At 42.3% G+C, this 15,622-nt stretch carries 13 protein-coding genes and 1 other annotated feature; of the genes, 3 read left to right on the top strand and 10 right to left on the bottom strand.

Annotated features, from left to right (window positions below):
• Positions 1 to 33: 33 nt before the first annotated feature.
• Entirely contained in the window at positions 34 to 1,302 is a 1,269-nt protein-coding gene (gene tyrS, locus JVX94_RS00660) for a tyrosine--tRNA ligase (RefSeq protein WP_095409299.1), read from the bottom strand.
• Between the two features lie 53 nt (positions 1,303 to 1,355).
• Positions 1,356 to 1,587: a binding site (T-box leader), on the bottom strand.
• Between the two features lie 58 nt (positions 1,588 to 1,645).
• Positions 1,646 to 3,370 carry an acetate--CoA ligase gene (acsA, locus tag JVX94_RS00655; RefSeq protein ID WP_095409300.1) on the bottom strand — a complete coding sequence of 575 codons (1,725 nt, stop codon included), beginning with the start codon at positions 3,368 to 3,370 and terminating at the stop codon, positions 1,646 to 1,648.
• 155 nt (positions 3,371 to 3,525) lie between these two features.
• Between acsA and JVX94_RS00650 the strand changes: the two genes are divergently transcribed.
• Genes JVX94_RS00650 through JVX94_RS00640 form a run of 3 tightly spaced genes read left to right on the top strand, consistent with a single transcriptional unit; the run spans position 3,526 to position 5,995 of the window.
• On the top strand, positions 3,526 to 4,158 hold the full coding sequence (locus JVX94_RS00650; RefSeq protein WP_095409301.1) for a GNAT family N-acetyltransferase: 633 nt from the start codon (positions 3,526 to 3,528) through the stop codon (positions 4,156 to 4,158).
• Between the two features lie 38 nt (positions 4,159 to 4,196).
• On the top strand, positions 4,197 to 4,838 hold the full coding sequence (locus JVX94_RS00645) for a CBS and ACT domain-containing protein (RefSeq protein WP_095409302.1): 642 nt from the start codon (positions 4,197 to 4,199) through the stop codon (positions 4,836 to 4,838).
• Entirely contained in the window at positions 4,835 to 5,995 is a 1,161-nt protein-coding gene (locus tag JVX94_RS00640) for an acetoin utilization protein AcuC (protein ID WP_205184246.1), read from the top strand. Before JVX94_RS00645 ends, JVX94_RS00640 begins: the two co-directional genes overlap by 4 nt.
• Before the next feature lie 44 nt (positions 5,996 to 6,039).
• On the opposite strand, the gene ccpA is transcribed toward JVX94_RS00640, so the two are convergent.
• The 8 genes from ccpA to ytpR form a co-directional block, all read right to left on the bottom strand.
• Positions 6,040 to 7,041 carry a catabolite control protein A gene (ccpA, locus tag JVX94_RS00635; protein ID WP_048239113.1) on the bottom strand — a complete coding sequence of 334 codons (1,002 nt, stop codon included), beginning with the start codon at positions 7,039 to 7,041 and terminating at the stop codon, positions 6,040 to 6,042.
• Between the two features lie 452 nt (positions 7,042 to 7,493).
• The gene (locus tag JVX94_RS00630; RefSeq protein ID WP_024424852.1) at positions 7,494 to 8,570 is read right to left on the bottom strand and encodes a bifunctional 3-deoxy-7-phosphoheptulonate synthase/chorismate mutase; all 1,077 of its coding nucleotides are present in this window, start codon (positions 8,568 to 8,570) and stop codon (positions 7,494 to 7,496) included.
• Positions 8,571 to 8,788: 218 nt separating this feature from the next.
• Positions 8,789 to 9,112 carry a bacillithiol system redox-active protein YtxJ gene (gene ytxJ, locus JVX94_RS00625; RefSeq protein ID WP_095409304.1) on the bottom strand — a complete coding sequence of 108 codons (324 nt, stop codon included), beginning with the start codon at positions 9,110 to 9,112 and terminating at the stop codon, positions 8,789 to 8,791.
• Positions 9,113 to 9,145: 33 nt separating this feature from the next.
• Positions 9,146 to 9,616 carry a YtxH domain-containing protein gene (locus JVX94_RS00620; RefSeq protein WP_048239114.1) on the bottom strand — a complete coding sequence of 157 codons (471 nt, stop codon included), beginning with the start codon at positions 9,614 to 9,616 and terminating at the stop codon, positions 9,146 to 9,148.
• A gap of 26 nt (positions 9,617 to 9,642) precedes the next feature.
• Positions 9,643 to 10,062 carry a DUF948 domain-containing protein gene (locus JVX94_RS00615; RefSeq protein WP_024424855.1) on the bottom strand — a complete coding sequence of 140 codons (420 nt, stop codon included), beginning with the start codon at positions 10,060 to 10,062 and terminating at the stop codon, positions 9,643 to 9,645.
• A gap of 422 nt (positions 10,063 to 10,484) precedes the next feature.
• Positions 10,485 to 11,783: a UDP-N-acetylmuramate--L-alanine ligase gene (murC, locus tag JVX94_RS00610; RefSeq protein ID WP_095409305.1), complete on the bottom strand. Its 1,299-nt coding sequence runs from the start codon at positions 11,781 to 11,783 to the stop codon at positions 10,485 to 10,487.
• Between the two features lie 302 nt (positions 11,784 to 12,085).
• On the bottom strand, positions 12,086 to 14,821 hold the full coding sequence (locus JVX94_RS00605) for a DNA translocase FtsK (RefSeq protein ID WP_275891456.1): 2,736 nt from the start codon (positions 14,819 to 14,821) through the stop codon (positions 12,086 to 12,088).
• Positions 14,822 to 15,016: 195 nt separating this feature from the next.
• The gene (ytpR, locus tag JVX94_RS00600) at positions 15,017 to 15,622 is read right to left on the bottom strand and encodes a YtpR family tRNA-binding protein (protein ID WP_095409307.1); all 606 of its coding nucleotides are present in this window, start codon (positions 15,620 to 15,622) and stop codon (positions 15,017 to 15,019) included.

Below are 15,622 nucleotides of genomic sequence, written 5' to 3'. Positions count from 1 at the left end.
GGTGCTTTTCAATGATGCTTACTGTTTCATACTTTATTTATACGTCACAAGGAAGTATTTCTTCTTCCCTCTTCTTAAAACGGTAAATTGGTTTTCAATTCGGTCTTCAGCTGAAAGAACATAGTCTTTATCTGTTTGTCTCTCTCCATTGATGGAGACAGCACCATTTGTGATATCTTCACGTGCTTGACGCTTTGATGGAGACAGCTTTGATTCCACAAGGATATCGACAAGTGTTAATTCTTCTGTGCCGCTTTTCTCCATTGATGGAACATCCTTAAAGCCTACTTTCACTTCTTCAGCTGTAAGAGATTTGATCTCACCTTTGAATAGCGCATTTGAGATGTTGACAGCCTGTTCTAGTGATTCACGGCCATGTACAAGTGTTGTCACTTCCTCAGCTAGACGGCGCTGTGCTTCACGCTTTTCAGGTGCTGTTTGCACTTTTTCTTCGTACGATGCGATCTCTTCTTTTGATAAGAACGTAAAGTATTTTAAGTATTTCACGACATCACGGTCATCTGTGTTGATCCAGAATTGGTAGAACTCATAAGGAGACGTTTTTTCTTTATCTAACCAGATGGCACCGCCTTCTGTTTTACCAAACTTTGTGCCGTCTGCTTTTGTGACAAGCGGCATTGTCAGACCGAATGCTTTTGCCCCTTCTGCTTCAGATTTACGGATCAGCTCAAGTCCAGATGTGATATTTCCCCACTGATCACTTCCGCCGATTTGCAGCTTACAATTTTCATTTCTGTAAAGGTTTAAGAAGTCTAAAGACTGCAGGATGACATAGCTGAACTCTGTGTAAGAAATCCCTGTTTCGATACGTGAGCTCACGATATCTTTTGCCAGCATGAAGTTTACACCGAAATTCTTTCCAATATCACGAAGGAACGTGATGACATTCATTTGGCTGATCCAGTCGTAGTTATTCACGATGACGGCTGGGTTCTCGCCTGCTTCAAAATCAAGAAATTGAGACAGCTGTCCTTTGATTTTTTCTGACCACTGTTCGACGATTTCTGCTGGGTTGAGTGAACGTTCTGCTTTTTTGAAGCTAGGATCACCAATGAGTCCAGTTGCGCCGCCAACAAGAGCAATCGGATGATGACCTGCCTCTTGGAATCTGCGTAATGTTAAAATTGGCAATAGATGACCAATGTGCAAGCTGTCAGCTGTCGGATCAAAGCCGGAGTATAGCTTGATTTTCTCTTCTGCTAATAATTTTGTTAAACCTTCTTCATCTGTTTGCTGCTGAATTAATCCTCTGAACGATAGCTCTTCCATCAATTGACTCATATCCAAATCTCCTTTTTTTAAAATGAAACATAAAAAACGCCCCTTCGAATGAACGAAGGGACGATATATATCGCGGTACCACCCTGCTTAAAAGACAAAAAATCTTGTCTTTTCACTTACACTGATAACGGATAGTTCCGTTCTTTCACTAATCAGGGTATGCTCCTTTTCGTAAAAGCGGTTCGTGAGGGTAATTCGAATATCTCTTTGTACTGACTCGCACCAGCCGTCAGCTCTCTTTAACAGGGAAAGATTATTCTACTGAATCTCAGTCAAAACCTTTTCATATTCAACTAATGTCATTTTTAACACACTTTTGATATCAAGTCAACTGATGAAAAAATCAATCTTCCATTGTCGAAAGGTCGCCAGCAGGTAAATTCAGCTCCCATGCCTTTAGCACACGTCTCATAATTTTTCCACTTCTCGTTTTTGGCAGTTTGTCTTTAAACTCAATTTCTCGCGGTGCCGCATGTGCTGCGAGTCCTTTTTTCACAAACGTACGAATCTCTTCTTTTAGCTCATCTGTCGGCTCATATCCGCTTCTGAGCGCTATAAACGCTTTAATAATTTCACCGCGGACCGGATCTGGCTTTCCAATGACACCAGCTTCTGCAATAGCTGGATGTTCAACCAGTTTACTTTCCACCTCAAATGGACCGACCCGCTCTCCTGACGTCATGATGACATCATCGACACGTCCCTGGAACCAAAAGTATCCGTCTTCGTCCATATAAGCTGAATCTCCTGAAACATACCAATCTCCCGGCATAAAGTAAGATTCATATTTTTCAGGATTGTTCCAGATCGTATGCATCATAGAAGGCCAGCCTTTTTTAATGGCAAGGTTGCCCATCCGGTATGGCGGAAGTTCATTTCCTGCATTATCCACAATCGCCGCTTCTACGCCTGGAATCGGTTTTCCCATCGAGCCTGGCTTGATGTCCATGCATGGATAATTACAAATCAGCTGTGCACCGGTTTCTGTCATCCACCAAGTGTCGTGAATTCGTTTGCCAAAAACAGCATCTCCCCAGCGGATGACTTCTGGATTAAGAGGCTCTCCCACACTTAAGACATGGCGGAGTGAGCTTAGGTCATATTTTTGAATGAGGTCATCCCCTGCCCCCATGAGCATTCTAAAGGCGGTCGGGGCACTGTACCAAACGGTTACACCAAGTGATTCAATGGTTTCATACCACGTATCAGGATTAAACCGGCCGCCTAAAATCACATTCGTTGCCCCATTTAACCACGGTGAAAAAATACCGTACACTGTGCCTGTAACCCAGCCTGGATCAGCTGTACACCAGTAAACGTCATCTTCTTTTAAGTCAAGCACCCATTTACCAGTTTGACCTTGCTGCACCATTGCACCATGGACATGAAGCACACCTTTTGGCGTACCGGTAGATCCTGATGTGTAATGAAGCAGGAAGCCGTCTTTTTCATCCATCCATTCAATTTCAAGCTCCTTTGCTGCCTCCTCAAACGCCTTTTCATAGTGAATTGTCCGGACGCCATCGACGTCTTCGTTTTCACCGCCGACAATGATGACAGATTCAAGCTTCGGAAGCTCTGCAAATGGAATTCGCTCAAGCAACTCCGGTGTTGTCACGATCACCTTAGCCTCACTATTTTCTAAACGGTCTTTGACGGCACCTTCCATAAATGCCTCAAATAATGGGCCAACGATCGCACCAATTTTAACTGCACCGAGCAGAAGAAAATAGAGCTCGGGTGATCTTGGCATAAAGATAAACACGCGATCCCCTTTTTCCACATGCGCATTTTCTCTGAATAGATTTCCCGCTTTGTTTGTGTGGATTTTCATATCCCTGAACGTATACTTTTCATCTCGCTGTGAATCTTTGTAGTGCAGCGCCACCTTATTCTGACGAAACGAGTCCGCATGTCTGTCAATCGCTTCATAGGCTGCATTTATTTTTCCTGTTTCATACCATGAGAAGTTTTTTCTTGCTTCCTCCCATGAAAAATCTTTGTATGCCTGCTCATAATCATTTAAATGATAATCCCCTTTTACTGATGGCAGCGTTTCCAATTTCATCAAACAGTCCCCCTTTGCATACGTTTACAATGACCATTATAGTATAGATGACTTTTTTTCTCAATTTTTAAAAAACTTCTGATGAAACCGTTTTAAATCTTGCAAGATTTAAGATAGAATAGAGACGACTCACTAGAATTAGGGGCGGTGGATACGTGGAGCATCCTAAAACTTATTATTCAAAAACCATTGAGCGAGAAACAGGTTCCATCCTAATTGAAGGACCGGTGCCTGCATCAGAGCTTGCGAACTATACGTTTCATGAAGGATTAACGGCATTTCGCACGCCTGAGGAACAGAAACAAGCACTTGTTGAAATAGCAGATCTTCCAGAAGGACGTATTATCATTGCAAGAGTGGATGAGCTTGTCGTAGGCTACGTCACGTATTTGTATCCTGATCCACTGGAGCGCTGGTCAGAGGGCAAAATGGACAATTTAATTGAGCTTGGCGCGATTGAGGTCGCTCCTCCATTTAGAGGGTGCTCACTTGGCAAGCATTTACTTGATGTGAGCATGATGGATGAGCAAATGGAGAATTACATCATCATTACAACTGAATATTACTGGCATTGGGATTTAAAGGGGACAAAGAAAAACGTTTGGGAGTACCGCAAAATGATGGAGAAAATGATGAACGCAGGCGGTCTTGTCTGGTTTGCAACAGACGAGCCAGAGATTAGCTCACATCCAGCCAATTGTTTAATGGCCAGAATTGGGAAACATGTGAGTCCTGATTCGATCGAGCGTTTCGATCGTCTTCGCTTCCATCAGCGTTTTATGTATTAACGTTCAATTCGTTTTTTGGCAAAGGGGATTGGTAAATAATGATGATTGAACAAATTATGGAGCGTGATGTGATCACGCTGCGAAAAACCGATACGATTGAAGAAGCCATTCAAAAAATGAGTGCACACCACATCCGGCATATCCCGATCGTATCTGATCAAGGATCTGTCATTGGGATGGTGACAGACCGGGATATTAAAAATGCCAGTCCAAGTATTTTTGAAACAGAGAAAAGGAAGCTCTTTATTCAGCGGCCAGTAGAAGAGATCATGGTATTAGAGACGATCACTGCTCACCCGCTTGATTTCGTTGAGGAGATATCAAGTGTCTTTTTTGAGCACGGAATTGGCTGTCTTCCTGTGGTGAGACGCGGAAAACTTGTAGGCATTATCACAAAGACAGATCTGCTTCGTACGTTTGTAAGACTGACAGGTGCAGATCAGCCTGGATCGCACTTAGAGGTTGAAGTGGAGCAGATGACAGAAGGTCTCGCAGATATTACAGCCATTTTAAAGGAGCAGCATATTCAAATGCTGAGTGTGCTTGTATACCCGCATGCCAATGAGGCATCTAAAGTGCTCGTATTCCGCCTTCAAACCATTCATGCAGATCATGTGACGAAGCTGATTCGCGCAAAAGGCTATAAGGTGCTCTGGCCTATGGAGCAGACGATCAAATGAAGGAAGCGACCTTTGTTTTTTCACCATCTTTTCAAACGTACCAATTTAACCAAGATCATCCCTTCAATCAGCTTCGTGTCTACTTAACTTATGATCTTCTTCAAAAAATGAAGGCGTTAACAGAGGATGAGATCGTCGCACCGCGTATGGCTACTCTGGAGGAATTAAAGCTCGTCCATACAGCAGATTATATCCAGGCTGTGCAGCGGGCAAGTGAAGGAAAGCTGTCTACTGCAGAGGGTGAACGCTACGGTCTTGGCACTGAGGATACACCAATGTTCGCAGGCATGCATGAGGCGGCTTCTCTCCTTGTTGGCGGAACATTAACAGCGGTTGATCAAGTGATGCTCGGTCATTCGCAGCATGCACTCAATCTTGGCGGCGGGCTTCACCATGGATTCAAAGGGCGTGCATCTGGCTTTTGTATTTATAATGACAGCTCTGTGGCGATCCAATATATTCAAAAGACATATGGCGCTAGAATTTTATATATTGATACGGATGCTCATCACGGCGATGGTGTCCAGTTCAGCTTTTATGACGACCCAGAAGTATGTACGGTGTCCATTCATGAAACGGGACGCTACTTGTTCCCTGGAACCGGACAAGTACAGGAAAGAGGTCACGATAAAGGCTATGGCTACGCTTATAATATTCCGCTAGATGCATTTACGGAAGATGAATCGTTTCTCGAAGCATACCGAACAGCAGTGACTGAAATTGCTGCTTTTTTTAAACCAGATGTGATTTTGACGCAAAACGGGGCAGATGCACATTACTATGATCCGTTAACTCATTTATCTGCCACCATGAAAATATATGAGGAAATTCCTAGACTTGCCCATGAGCTTGCGCATCAATATTGTGACGGTAAATGGATCGCTGTTGGCGGAGGGGGATATGATATTTGGCGCGTCGTTCCAAGAGCGTGGAGCCGCATTTGGCTTGAAATGAAAGGCATTACACCGCCTGCTGAGCTGCCTCAGGACTGGATTCAGGCATGGAATAAGCAATCGCCTGTTACCCTTCCACCCACGTGGAGAGACCCTGACGATTTATATCCACCGATCCCAAGAAAAGCAGAAATCACAGAAAAGAATGCTCAAACAGTAGAAAAAGCACTTATGCCTGTTAGAAGAGAAAAGAAAAAGGCATGAAAAAAGCAGGCTTTCCCTCATAAGGTAAGCCTGCTTTTTTAGTTTTATTTCGTTGATTGTCTTTCTTCAATTCTGTGCGGAAGCTCAACAATTTGATCGTCCACTTGTTCTTTGTTCATCAGCTTTGTAAGCAGTCTCATCGCAACAGCACCAATATCATATGTCGGCTGAACCACGGTTGTCAGCTGAGGACGCACCATGAGAGAAAGTCTTGTGTTATCAAAGCCAATCACTTCTAGATCTTCAGGAATGGATACCCCTCTGTCTTGTGCTCCGTGAATGACACCTAGAGCCATTTCATCTGTAGCTGCGATAACAGCAGTCGGCTTGTCAGACTGCTCAAGCAGATGAGCAAGTGCTTCAATTCCAGAATCATAAGAGTAATCACCTTCAGCGACGAGTACGTCGTCAAACGCTATGCCCGCTTCTTCAAGCGCACGCTTATAACCTGCAAGCTTTCTCACGGAATTAATTGGTTCTGACATTGGACCAGAAACAAATGCAATTCGTTTATGTCCTTTTTCAACTAGCAGCTGAACTGAATCATAAATGGCTTGCTCATAGTTGATGTTGACAGATGGTGTTTGAGCCTGCTCTTCAACAGATGCTGCAAGCACAATCGGTACAGGAGAGCGCTTAAATTCTTCCACATGCACATCTGTGATGTTTCCGCCCATAAAGACAATTCCGTCTACTTGTTTGCCAAGCATCGTATTTAACAAATGAAGCTCTTTATCAGTATTTTGATCTGAGTTGCTCAAAATGATGTTGTATTTATACATCGTAGCGATGTCTTCAATACCGCGTGCTAATTCTGAATAGAAGATACTAGAAATATCAGGGATGATGACCCCAACTGTCGTTGTTTTTTTACTTGCTAGGCCTCGAGCCACTGCATTCGGACGATAGCCAAGGCGATCAATCGCTTCAAGCACCTTTTTTCTTGTTGTTGGTTTTACGTTTGGATTACCATTTACTACGCGTGATACCGTTGCCATACTTACATTTGCTTCTCTTGCTACATCATATATTGTAACATTATTCACATAAATCACTCCTTCAAATACACTTCATATCTATAGCATTCACCAATTGGATAGAGACATGTCAGATACGAGGAAAATAATATCCTATTTGTCATTAAAACGATGAAAAGAGACACATAATTTTTCAATCTACATCAAAATGACATTCTTTTATGAAATTATACACGTTTTTTTGTCATATGAAAACGTTCCCTTTCTTTTTATAACTAAATTAAACAAACTTTAATCAGCTTGTTACCTGTAATTTGAATCATATTTCATAAAAAAACATCGAGAACGCCAGCTATGACAATGATCTTAGCAGATTCTATCGAATTTTAAAAATGAAAACATTGTGAACAAGCACTTTTTGGGCTTGCAATGTGCTTTCTTCCTTTCATTCCCAAACTTCATGGTATTTTCTCCATAAAAAAACCGCCGGGCAGTCATCCGGCGGCTATTTCTATCTATGATTATGCGTGAATGTTGACAAGTGGTCTTAACGCATCTAACCATTTTTCGAATTGTGGAATGTCCATTTGCTGTGCTGAATCAGATAGAGCAACAGATGGATCTGGATGTACTTCTGCCATGACACCGTCTGCTCCAATCGCAAGAGCTGCTTTCGCTGTTGGAAGGAGAAGATCCCTGCGTCCAGTTGAGTGCGTCACATCAACGAAGACTGGTAAATGTGTCTCTTGTTTCAAGATTGGCACTGCCGAGATATCTAGTGTATTTCTTGTTGCTGTTTCGTATGTGCGGATACCGCGCTCGCAAAGGATGATTTGATCGTTTCCTTGGGCGATGATGTATTCAGCTGCATTGATGAATTCTGAAATGGTCGCTGCAAGACCTCGTTTTAAAAGAACTGGTTTATTCACTGAACCGGCTTCTTTTAATAGTTCGAAGTTTTGCATGTTACGTGCCCCAATTTGGATGACATCGATATGCTCAATCGCTTCTTCAATATGAGCAGGATTAACAATTTCACTAATGACAGCAAGACCGTATTCATCCGCTACACGCTTTAGAATCTTTAGACCGTCTACACCAAGTCCTTGGAAGTCATATGGACTTGTGCGAGGTTTAAATGCGCCACCGCGAAGTAGTTTTAATCCTTGCTGTTTCGCTGCTGCCGCTACTTCTGCGACTTGCTCGTAGCTTTCAACCGCACATGGTCCAACGATGAAACGCTGCTTTCCATCACCAATCGCTTCCCCATTGATGTTCACGATTGTGTTTTCTGGTTTTTTCTTACGAGAAACAAGAAGTGCTTTGCTATGGTCATCTTCTTGAAGCTCTAGACCTGCTTTGAAAATCTCTTTGAAAATATGCTGAATCGTTGAGTTTTCAAATGGTCCATCATTTTCTTCAAGAATTTGGTTCAGCATTGTGCGCTCTCTGACAGGATCATAACGGTTGACACCTTGCGCTTCTTTCGCTTTTCCAATTTCTTTTACAATGTTTCCTCTTTCATTGATCAGTTTTAAGATTTGAAGATTTAGTTCATCTGCCTGCTGCCTCAATTTTTCTAGTTCATTGTTGCTCATTTTTGTCATCCTTTCCTCTGCCTGCTCTCGCTTTTTATTTTTTCATTCTTTCATGATAGGGTTTATTATAAACAAAGATTTCGGAATTGTCACGAAAATTTTCTTTATTACCCAAACGCTTTTAAGCGGTAAAGTATTGTATGTAAGATTATAGCATACTTTTCGTTCAAGTAAACCTTTTTTTATAAAAAAAACGTCAGCCGATGCTGACGTTTCTTTTACAGATTATGTTCAAGCGCTTCTTTTGTAATGCTTGAGTGAGAAGCATGCCATTTTACTTTTCCACCGCTAAAGATGAGTGCCTGCGGGCTTTCATGCTTTACTCCAGACTTTTCCGTCACATAGGATGAAAGCTCTCTCGTGTTTTGAATCTGCAAGAAATACGTTGGCACGTCTTCATGTGCAGACGCAAATGCTTCAAACTCTTGAAAAGCTGCTTGGCTGATCGGACATGTCAAACTGTGCTTAAAAAAGACAAAGGTCCCATCTTGATTCGTTAGTTGATCAAACTGTTCTTCTGTTTCAATGAGTTGTTTTGACATGATGTTCTCCTTCTTCACTTCGAGCAGTGAGCGTTAGCCTTTAGTAGATTGTTCTACTTTTTCTTTGACATCTTTGATGCCGTCTTCAATTTCTGACTTTGCTTCTTCTGCTCGTACTTTTGCTTCATCTGCTACATCAGATGCATCGCTTGCCAAATCCGCTACCGCATCTTCTGCTTCATTTTTCACGTGATTAGCTTTTCCGGCCGCACGCTCTTTTATGTCTTTCACTTTGTCTAAAATCTGGTTTGACTGCTCTGCTACAAGCTGAGACAATTCAGACGTTTTATCTTTCGCAATCGTCACATATTCAGTGCCTTTTTCTTTTGCATCTGTTGTGAGCCGGTCTGTTTTTTCTTTTAACGCATTCGCTTGGGTGTTCAAATCATCGCGAAGCTCTTTCCCTGACTTCGGTGCTAAAAATAATGCTGTTGTTGCACCCACAATTCCACCAATAAGTGTTCCGATCAAAAAGTCTTTGCTATTGATTCCGTCTTTGCTCATGATTATTCCTCCTATGCGAATATGGTTTATTTTTGGTGTTTACGCTGTTTCCATTTTTTATAAATTTCAAGTGCTGCGTTACTCCAGCTTACCACATCCGTCACTTTTTCTTGATTTCTTTCAACGGATGAAGAAACTGCACCAGCTGCCTGCTTTATGCTTGTATTAAATTGGTTGATCGAGCCGCCAATTCCCTGCACCGCATCCACAACTGTATTGAGTTTTGCTGATTTGTCTTGAATATCTTCAGCAAGCTGATTCGTCTTATGTAGCAACTGCGCTGTCTCTGTGGTGATGCCTTGCATCTGACCTTCAAGACCCTCTAAAGTTGATGCAACATTCTTTAATGTCAGCTGTAAGGATTTTAATGTTTTGGACAAATAGATGACAAGAATGAGGAAAGCAATTGCGATCAGTGCAACGCTTAGATATAGAATAATAATCATCTGATACCTCCTTTGCTGCGGGCATATTCAATTCATTACCCTCTCGTTGTATCATTCAAACATCGCCTAGAATGACCGATTGAATAATAATTCTACACTTATTCGCTAATTCCTGTCCACAGCGAACGAAAAAAAGCGGCACATGTTGACACAATTAGCCCATTTGTCACATTTTATTCAAAATAAAAAAAGTGCCGTTTCACACGGCACTTTAGATTATGGACAAAAGGCTAAAATGATCTTTATTTTAGCCCTTTGTCTTCTTTCAGCGTGATAGAAAACCTTTGCAGTCTAGGAAGGACGAGCACCGGAACGGAGCGAATTTGACATTCGTGAGTACCGGCGCAGAGGCCTGACAACGAATGCGAGGGTTTGTCTACACGCTGAAGTGCCGTTCTACACGGCACTTTTCGTTTAAGCATTTATACAGCGACTTTTTCATAAGCACGCAAATATTTTTGAATGTCTCCTGCTCCCATAAAGATCAGAATCGCATCTTCATGCGCTTTCAGCACAGATGTGTCTTCTTCTTCAATCAATTGGGCCTGCGGGATTTTTTCTCGTAAATCTTCAATGCTCAGCTTCCCAATGTTTTCACGGGCTGAACCGAAAATATCACAAAGGTAGACATAGTCGGCTTTCTTTAGACTGTCAGCAAATTCACTTAAGAATTGCTGTGTACGTGTGAACGTATGCGGCTGGAAGACAGCCACAATATCACGGTCCGGATATTTTTGGCGAGCTGCTTCAATCGTGACTTCAATTTCAGTTGGATGATGTGCATAATCGTCAATTAAGACCTGCTCACCGACCACTTTTTCATTAAATCGTCGTTTCACACCGCCAAATGTCGTTAATGCGCCTTTGATAAGCTCTACATCAATGGACTCATAGTGACATAATGCAATGACAGCTAACGAGTTGAGGACATTATGATTTCCGTAGGCAGGAATGTAGAAGGTATCATAAAACGTATTGCGTACAAATACATCAAATGTGGTACCTTCCGTATTTTTCACAACATTGCGTGCTTGGAAATCATTTTCTTCGTTGAAACCGTAGTACACAACAGGTACCTTCGCTTGAATCTTTGGCAGATGCTCGTCATCACCACAGGCAATAATGGCTTTTTTCACTTGAAGCGCCATGTTTTGAAACGCATCAAACACGTCATTAATATCTGAGAAATAATCAGGGTGATCAAAATCAATATTGGTCATGATCGCATAATCTGGATGATAGCTGAGGAAGTGTCTGCGGTATTCGCATGCTTCAAAGACAAAATACTCACTGTTTTCTTTCCCCATTCCAGATCCATCACCGATTAAGTACGAAGTAGGTTTTGCTGCCTGCATGACGTGAGCAAGCAGTCCTGTTGTTGATGTTTTGCCATGAGCACCAGTAATCGCAACGTTTGTGAATGAATCCATGTATTCTCCAAGGAATTTATGGTAACGAATGACAGGAATCCCTTCAGAAAGGGCACGTTCAATCTCAGGGTGTGTATCAGGGAATGCATTTCCTGCGATGACCGTCATCCCTGGCTGAATATTATCTGGGTCAAATGGTAGAATTTTAATATTTCGTTCTTCTAATGCTTTTTGTGTAAAGATATGTTTTTCGATATCCGATCCTTGGACAGTATACCCAGTATCATGAAGAATTTGGGCCAGTGGACTCATACCTGTCCCTTTTATTCCAACAAAATGATAAACAGTCATAATTGTACCTCCAACAAACGTCTATCTGACTTACAGTATATGACGCTCATTTCAATTTGCAACTTGTGATTTTTGCCTCTAGCTGATCACAGATCGCAGCTCCAAATAAAGATTTTTTCCGATCTTCCTATTCTAATCAATATTAACTATGATTAGTATCCGACAACTTTCCCATTTCTAACACCTATTTCCGCTTATTTTACATAAAAAAGCGTTCTGGCAGACATGCGAAAAGCGTCCAATTACAAAATTGCACCTATGTGCTATCATACCATGTTTATAAAAAAAATGAAGTGGTTTGTTTAGATCAACTGTTCTAAGTCACTCAGCGTCATGAGCACTTCTCTCGGCTTACTGCCTTTCGCACCAGAGATCATCCCCTCGCGCTCCATCATGTCAATCAGTCTGGCTGCACGATTGTAGCCAATTCTAAATCTTCGCTGCAAACTTGATGTACTAGCGCTATTCTGCTCGATGGCAAAACGGCAGGCATCCATAAACAATTCATCTTCGTCTGTAATCGCAGAGCCTTGGAGCATTAGTTCCTCCTGTTCAAAAAGGAACACTGGCTTGCGCTGCTTTCTCACATGTGCCACTACTTGATCAATCTCACGGTCTGATACAAAGTTCCCTTGCAGCCTTGTCGGCTTGCCGGAGCCATTTTCTAAGAAGAGCATGTCTCCTTTTCCGAGAAGCTTTTCTGCACCTGCCATGTCAATAATGGTTCTTGAATCAACCTGACTTGAAACAGAAAACGCAATTCTTGTTGGGATATTGGCTTTAATGAGACCTGTAATGACATCAACAGATGGTCTTTGTGTCGCAATCAATAAGTGAATGCCGCATGCTCTTGCTTTTTGTGCAATTCGGCAGATGCTTTCTTCGACTTCATTTGGGGCGACCATCATTAAATCAGCCAGCTCATCGATCACCACGACGAGATAAGGCAGTTTTTCACCCATTTGTTTTTCTTTCACAAGCTCATTAAATCGTTTAATTTCTCTCACGCCAGAGTGCGCAAATAGTTCATAGCGTCTTTCCATTTCATCCACTACCCATTTCAGAGCAGCAGTCGCTGTCTTGGCATCCGTAATAACAGGACTCACAAGATGCGGAATGTGATTATACGGCGCTAATTCAACCATTTTAGGGTCAATTAAGAGCATTTTCACTTCATCTGGTGATGCCTTAAACATTAGGCTCACTAAAATCGTATTAATGCAGACGCTTTTTCCTGAACCAGTTGCTCCGGCAATTAAGCCATGCGGCATTTTTTGCAGATCAACCACGACAGGCTGGCCTGAGATATCTAATCCGAGTGCTGCTGTTAAAGGAGATGGATTGTCTCTAAACGCACTGCTTCTGATCATTTCTCTTAAGAACACCATTTTACTGTGCAGGTTTGGCACTTCGATCCCGATCGTGTTCTTTCCTGGAATCGGTGCTTCAATTCGAATATCCTTTGCGGACAAACTAAGTTTAATATCATCTGACAGGTTCGTGATTTTGTTCACTTTGACACCTGGTTCTGGATGTACTTCAAACCTTGTCACAGAAGGACCCTGTGTGACATGAACGACACTTGCTCTTACGTTAAAATTTTTAAGCGTCGCATTGAGCAGCTCTGCCCGCTCTTTCACCCATGTGCCGTCCTCTTCTTTTTGAGCTGGCGGTACGTCTAAAAGGGCGAGACTTGGAAAAACATACCCTTGTGTATCGGCTGCTTTCTTTTGCCCTTGCACGCGCTGATCGCTTTTCAACATCATGACATTAAAAGGAACCGTGGAGGTTTGCCCGCTTGCGCGTTGTGGCTGCGGAGATGTCTGTTTTGGTTCTTCTTTCTTGGCTTCCTGCGTTTGTTCTTGCTGCTCTGTCTGCTCTATAACCGTTTCTGCCGGTTCAGATGCAGTTTGTTCCTCTATTACTTGTTCTACTGGCATCAACACTTGATCTTCTACAATTTCAGCTTCTTGAACCAGCTGATCTTCCTGCAGGTCATGTTTGACTGGCTCAGCTTCTTCAAATGCTGCCGCTGGCGCTTCTTCTTGTTTGTCTTCTATTGGATCAGCTTCTAGTTCTTCCACCGTTTCTTCTGAAATGTTTTCTGTTAACGCCGCTTCTTCTGATGGAATGTCTACTTCCATTTCAATAGCCGGCTGCGAAGGTTCCGGTGTTTCGAAGGTCAACATCTCTATTTCCTCAGTATGATCTTCAAACTGATTGACAGGCTCATCTTTTATTTCTTCGTCATTGCTTGAGGCAGCCTGTTCCGGCTCAGACTCAACCGGCTGCTTCTGATAGACTTCTGCTTGCTGCTTATGTAAATCAGCTTCATGATGATCTTCTGGCTCATTTTCTTCTGGCTGGATGAACGGCTCGTCAGTTAAACGTTCCATCGTCGATTGAACATGATCTTGATAAGCGAGTTCCTCTTGCAATACATGCGGGGTTACTGCTGGCTCTTTGTCCGTTCTCTCTTCTGCTGACGCTGAAGCCATTTCCTCGATACGTTTTTCTTTCTGTATAGACGGGATGTTCATTTGCTGTCTGACATTTCGTTCACGCTCTGCCTCTTCTGATAACAGTGTGACACGCTGCGCCGTTTCTTCTGCTGCTTTCCTTTGAACTGAAGCTGCTTCTTCTTTTGCATCTGCTCGTTTTGGACGCATATCCTGATGATAGCCATAGATCGGTGATGGAATTTGCTCTGGTTTGAATGGCTTTTTATTCATATCAGGCTGAAGCGTTTGTTTAGGCTGATAGGTTGTCTGCTTTGCCTTTGGCTGGCTTGGTTTCACGCGTCTTCTCTCCTGCTTCACTCCATCACGCTGAGGTTCATCTGGAACGAGCGGAAAGCGAAAGTTGCCTTTTGGATATTCATAATACACTTTCGTATCTTCGATTTTTTTATATTCTTTATGCTGTTCAAAAGCTGGCTGCTTTGGTGCAGCTAGATTTTCTTCAGGTCTTGCAGCTTTTTCTTCTTTCTTTTCTTCTCCTAAAAATACACTAAAAAATTTATCTAACCAACTCATCATTTATCACTCACTTTAACTCCCCTTACGTTTTCTTGGGCGATTTTTAGTATACCATTGCTTTTTCATGCAGAAAAGCGAGAAAAGTGCCGCTTTATGCTGTTCATGCTGTTATAGATGAAAAAAAGTCACTAAGTACGTACTTAGTGACTTTTGGTATAACACATTCTTCGCTCCTATGTGCCCGTTTATGGGAGGTTAAGCTTTAAAGGGTTCGCCAGCTTGATGGCTTCCTTCTAAAACAAGAATCCCTTTTTCAGCAGGTGCGTCTGGAAGATCTAACTCTTTCGCTGAACAGATCATGCCGCTTGATGGAACGCCTCTAAGCTCAGCATCTTTGATGACCATACCGCTTGGCATCACTGCACCGACCTTCGCAACCACGACATATTGGCCTTGGTCAACGTTTGGTGCACCGCACACGATTTGTAAGGTTTCATCGCCCACATCGACTTGGCAAATGTTTAATTTATCTGCATTCGGATGCTTTTCTTTTTCCTTCACATAGCCGACAACAAATTTTGGTGATAGATCCACAGTTAACGTTTCACTGACACCGTTTCGGTTTAAAATTTCATTGATATCTTGAACAATGGTTTCAGAAAGCGGGACAGATCCGTTTTCTTCAATTTTCATGTAAGTGGATGCATTGAAGATATTAAAGCCTGTTGTTTCTTTTGTTTCTTGATTGAAGATTCGTACAACATCTCCAAATGTCTCATGACCTACTTCTTCTCTCGTCACATCTTTCAATGAAATAAGGAGTGTGTCGCCTACACCTTCTGCATTATAAAAAACGTTCAT

Source organism: Bacillus sp. PDNC022, assembly GCF_016919285.1.
GTDB lineage: Bacteria > Bacillota > Bacilli > Bacillales > Bacillaceae > Bacillus > Bacillus safensis.
The sequence above is the reverse complement of the archived record's forward strand: the minus strand, read 5'-3'. Positions and strand labels throughout refer to the sequence as shown.

Coding starts and splice junctions, on each gene's coding strand:
- JVX94_RS00615 (WP_024424855.1), bottom strand. CDS start 10,062: ATGATTATTATTCTATATCTAAGCGTTGCACTGATCGCAATTGCTTTC.
- murC (WP_095409305.1), bottom strand. CDS start 11,783: ATGACTGTTTATCATTTTGTTGGAATAAAAGGGACAGGTATGAGTCCA.
- JVX94_RS00630 (WP_024424852.1), bottom strand. CDS start 8,570: ATGAGCAACAATGAACTAGAAAAATTGAGGCAGCAGGCAGATGAACTA.
- ytpR (WP_095409307.1), bottom strand. CDS start 15,622: ATGAACGTTTTTTATAATGCAGAAGGTGTAGGCGACACACTCCTTATT.
- JVX94_RS00645 (WP_095409302.1), top strand. CDS start 4,197: ATGATGATTGAACAAATTATGGAGCGTGATGTGATCACGCTGCGAAAA.
- JVX94_RS00620 (WP_048239114.1), bottom strand. CDS start 9,616: ATGAGCAAAGACGGAATCAATAGCAAAGACTTTTTGATCGGAACACTT.
- acsA (WP_095409300.1), bottom strand. CDS start 3,370: ATGAAATTGGAAACGCTGCCATCAGTAAAAGGGGATTATCATTTAAAT.
- JVX94_RS00605 (WP_275891456.1), bottom strand. CDS start 14,821: ATGATGAGTTGGTTAGATAAATTTTTTAGTGTATTTTTAGGAGAAGAA.
- tyrS (WP_095409299.1), bottom strand. CDS start 1,302: ATGAGTCAATTGATGGAAGAGCTATCGTTCAGAGGATTAATTCAGCAG.
- JVX94_RS00640 (WP_205184246.1), top strand. CDS start 4,835: ATGAAGGAAGCGACCTTTGTTTTTTCACCATCTTTTCAAACGTACCAA.
- ytxJ (WP_095409304.1), bottom strand. CDS start 9,112: ATGTCAAAACAACTCATTGAAACAGAAGAACAGTTTGATCAACTAACG.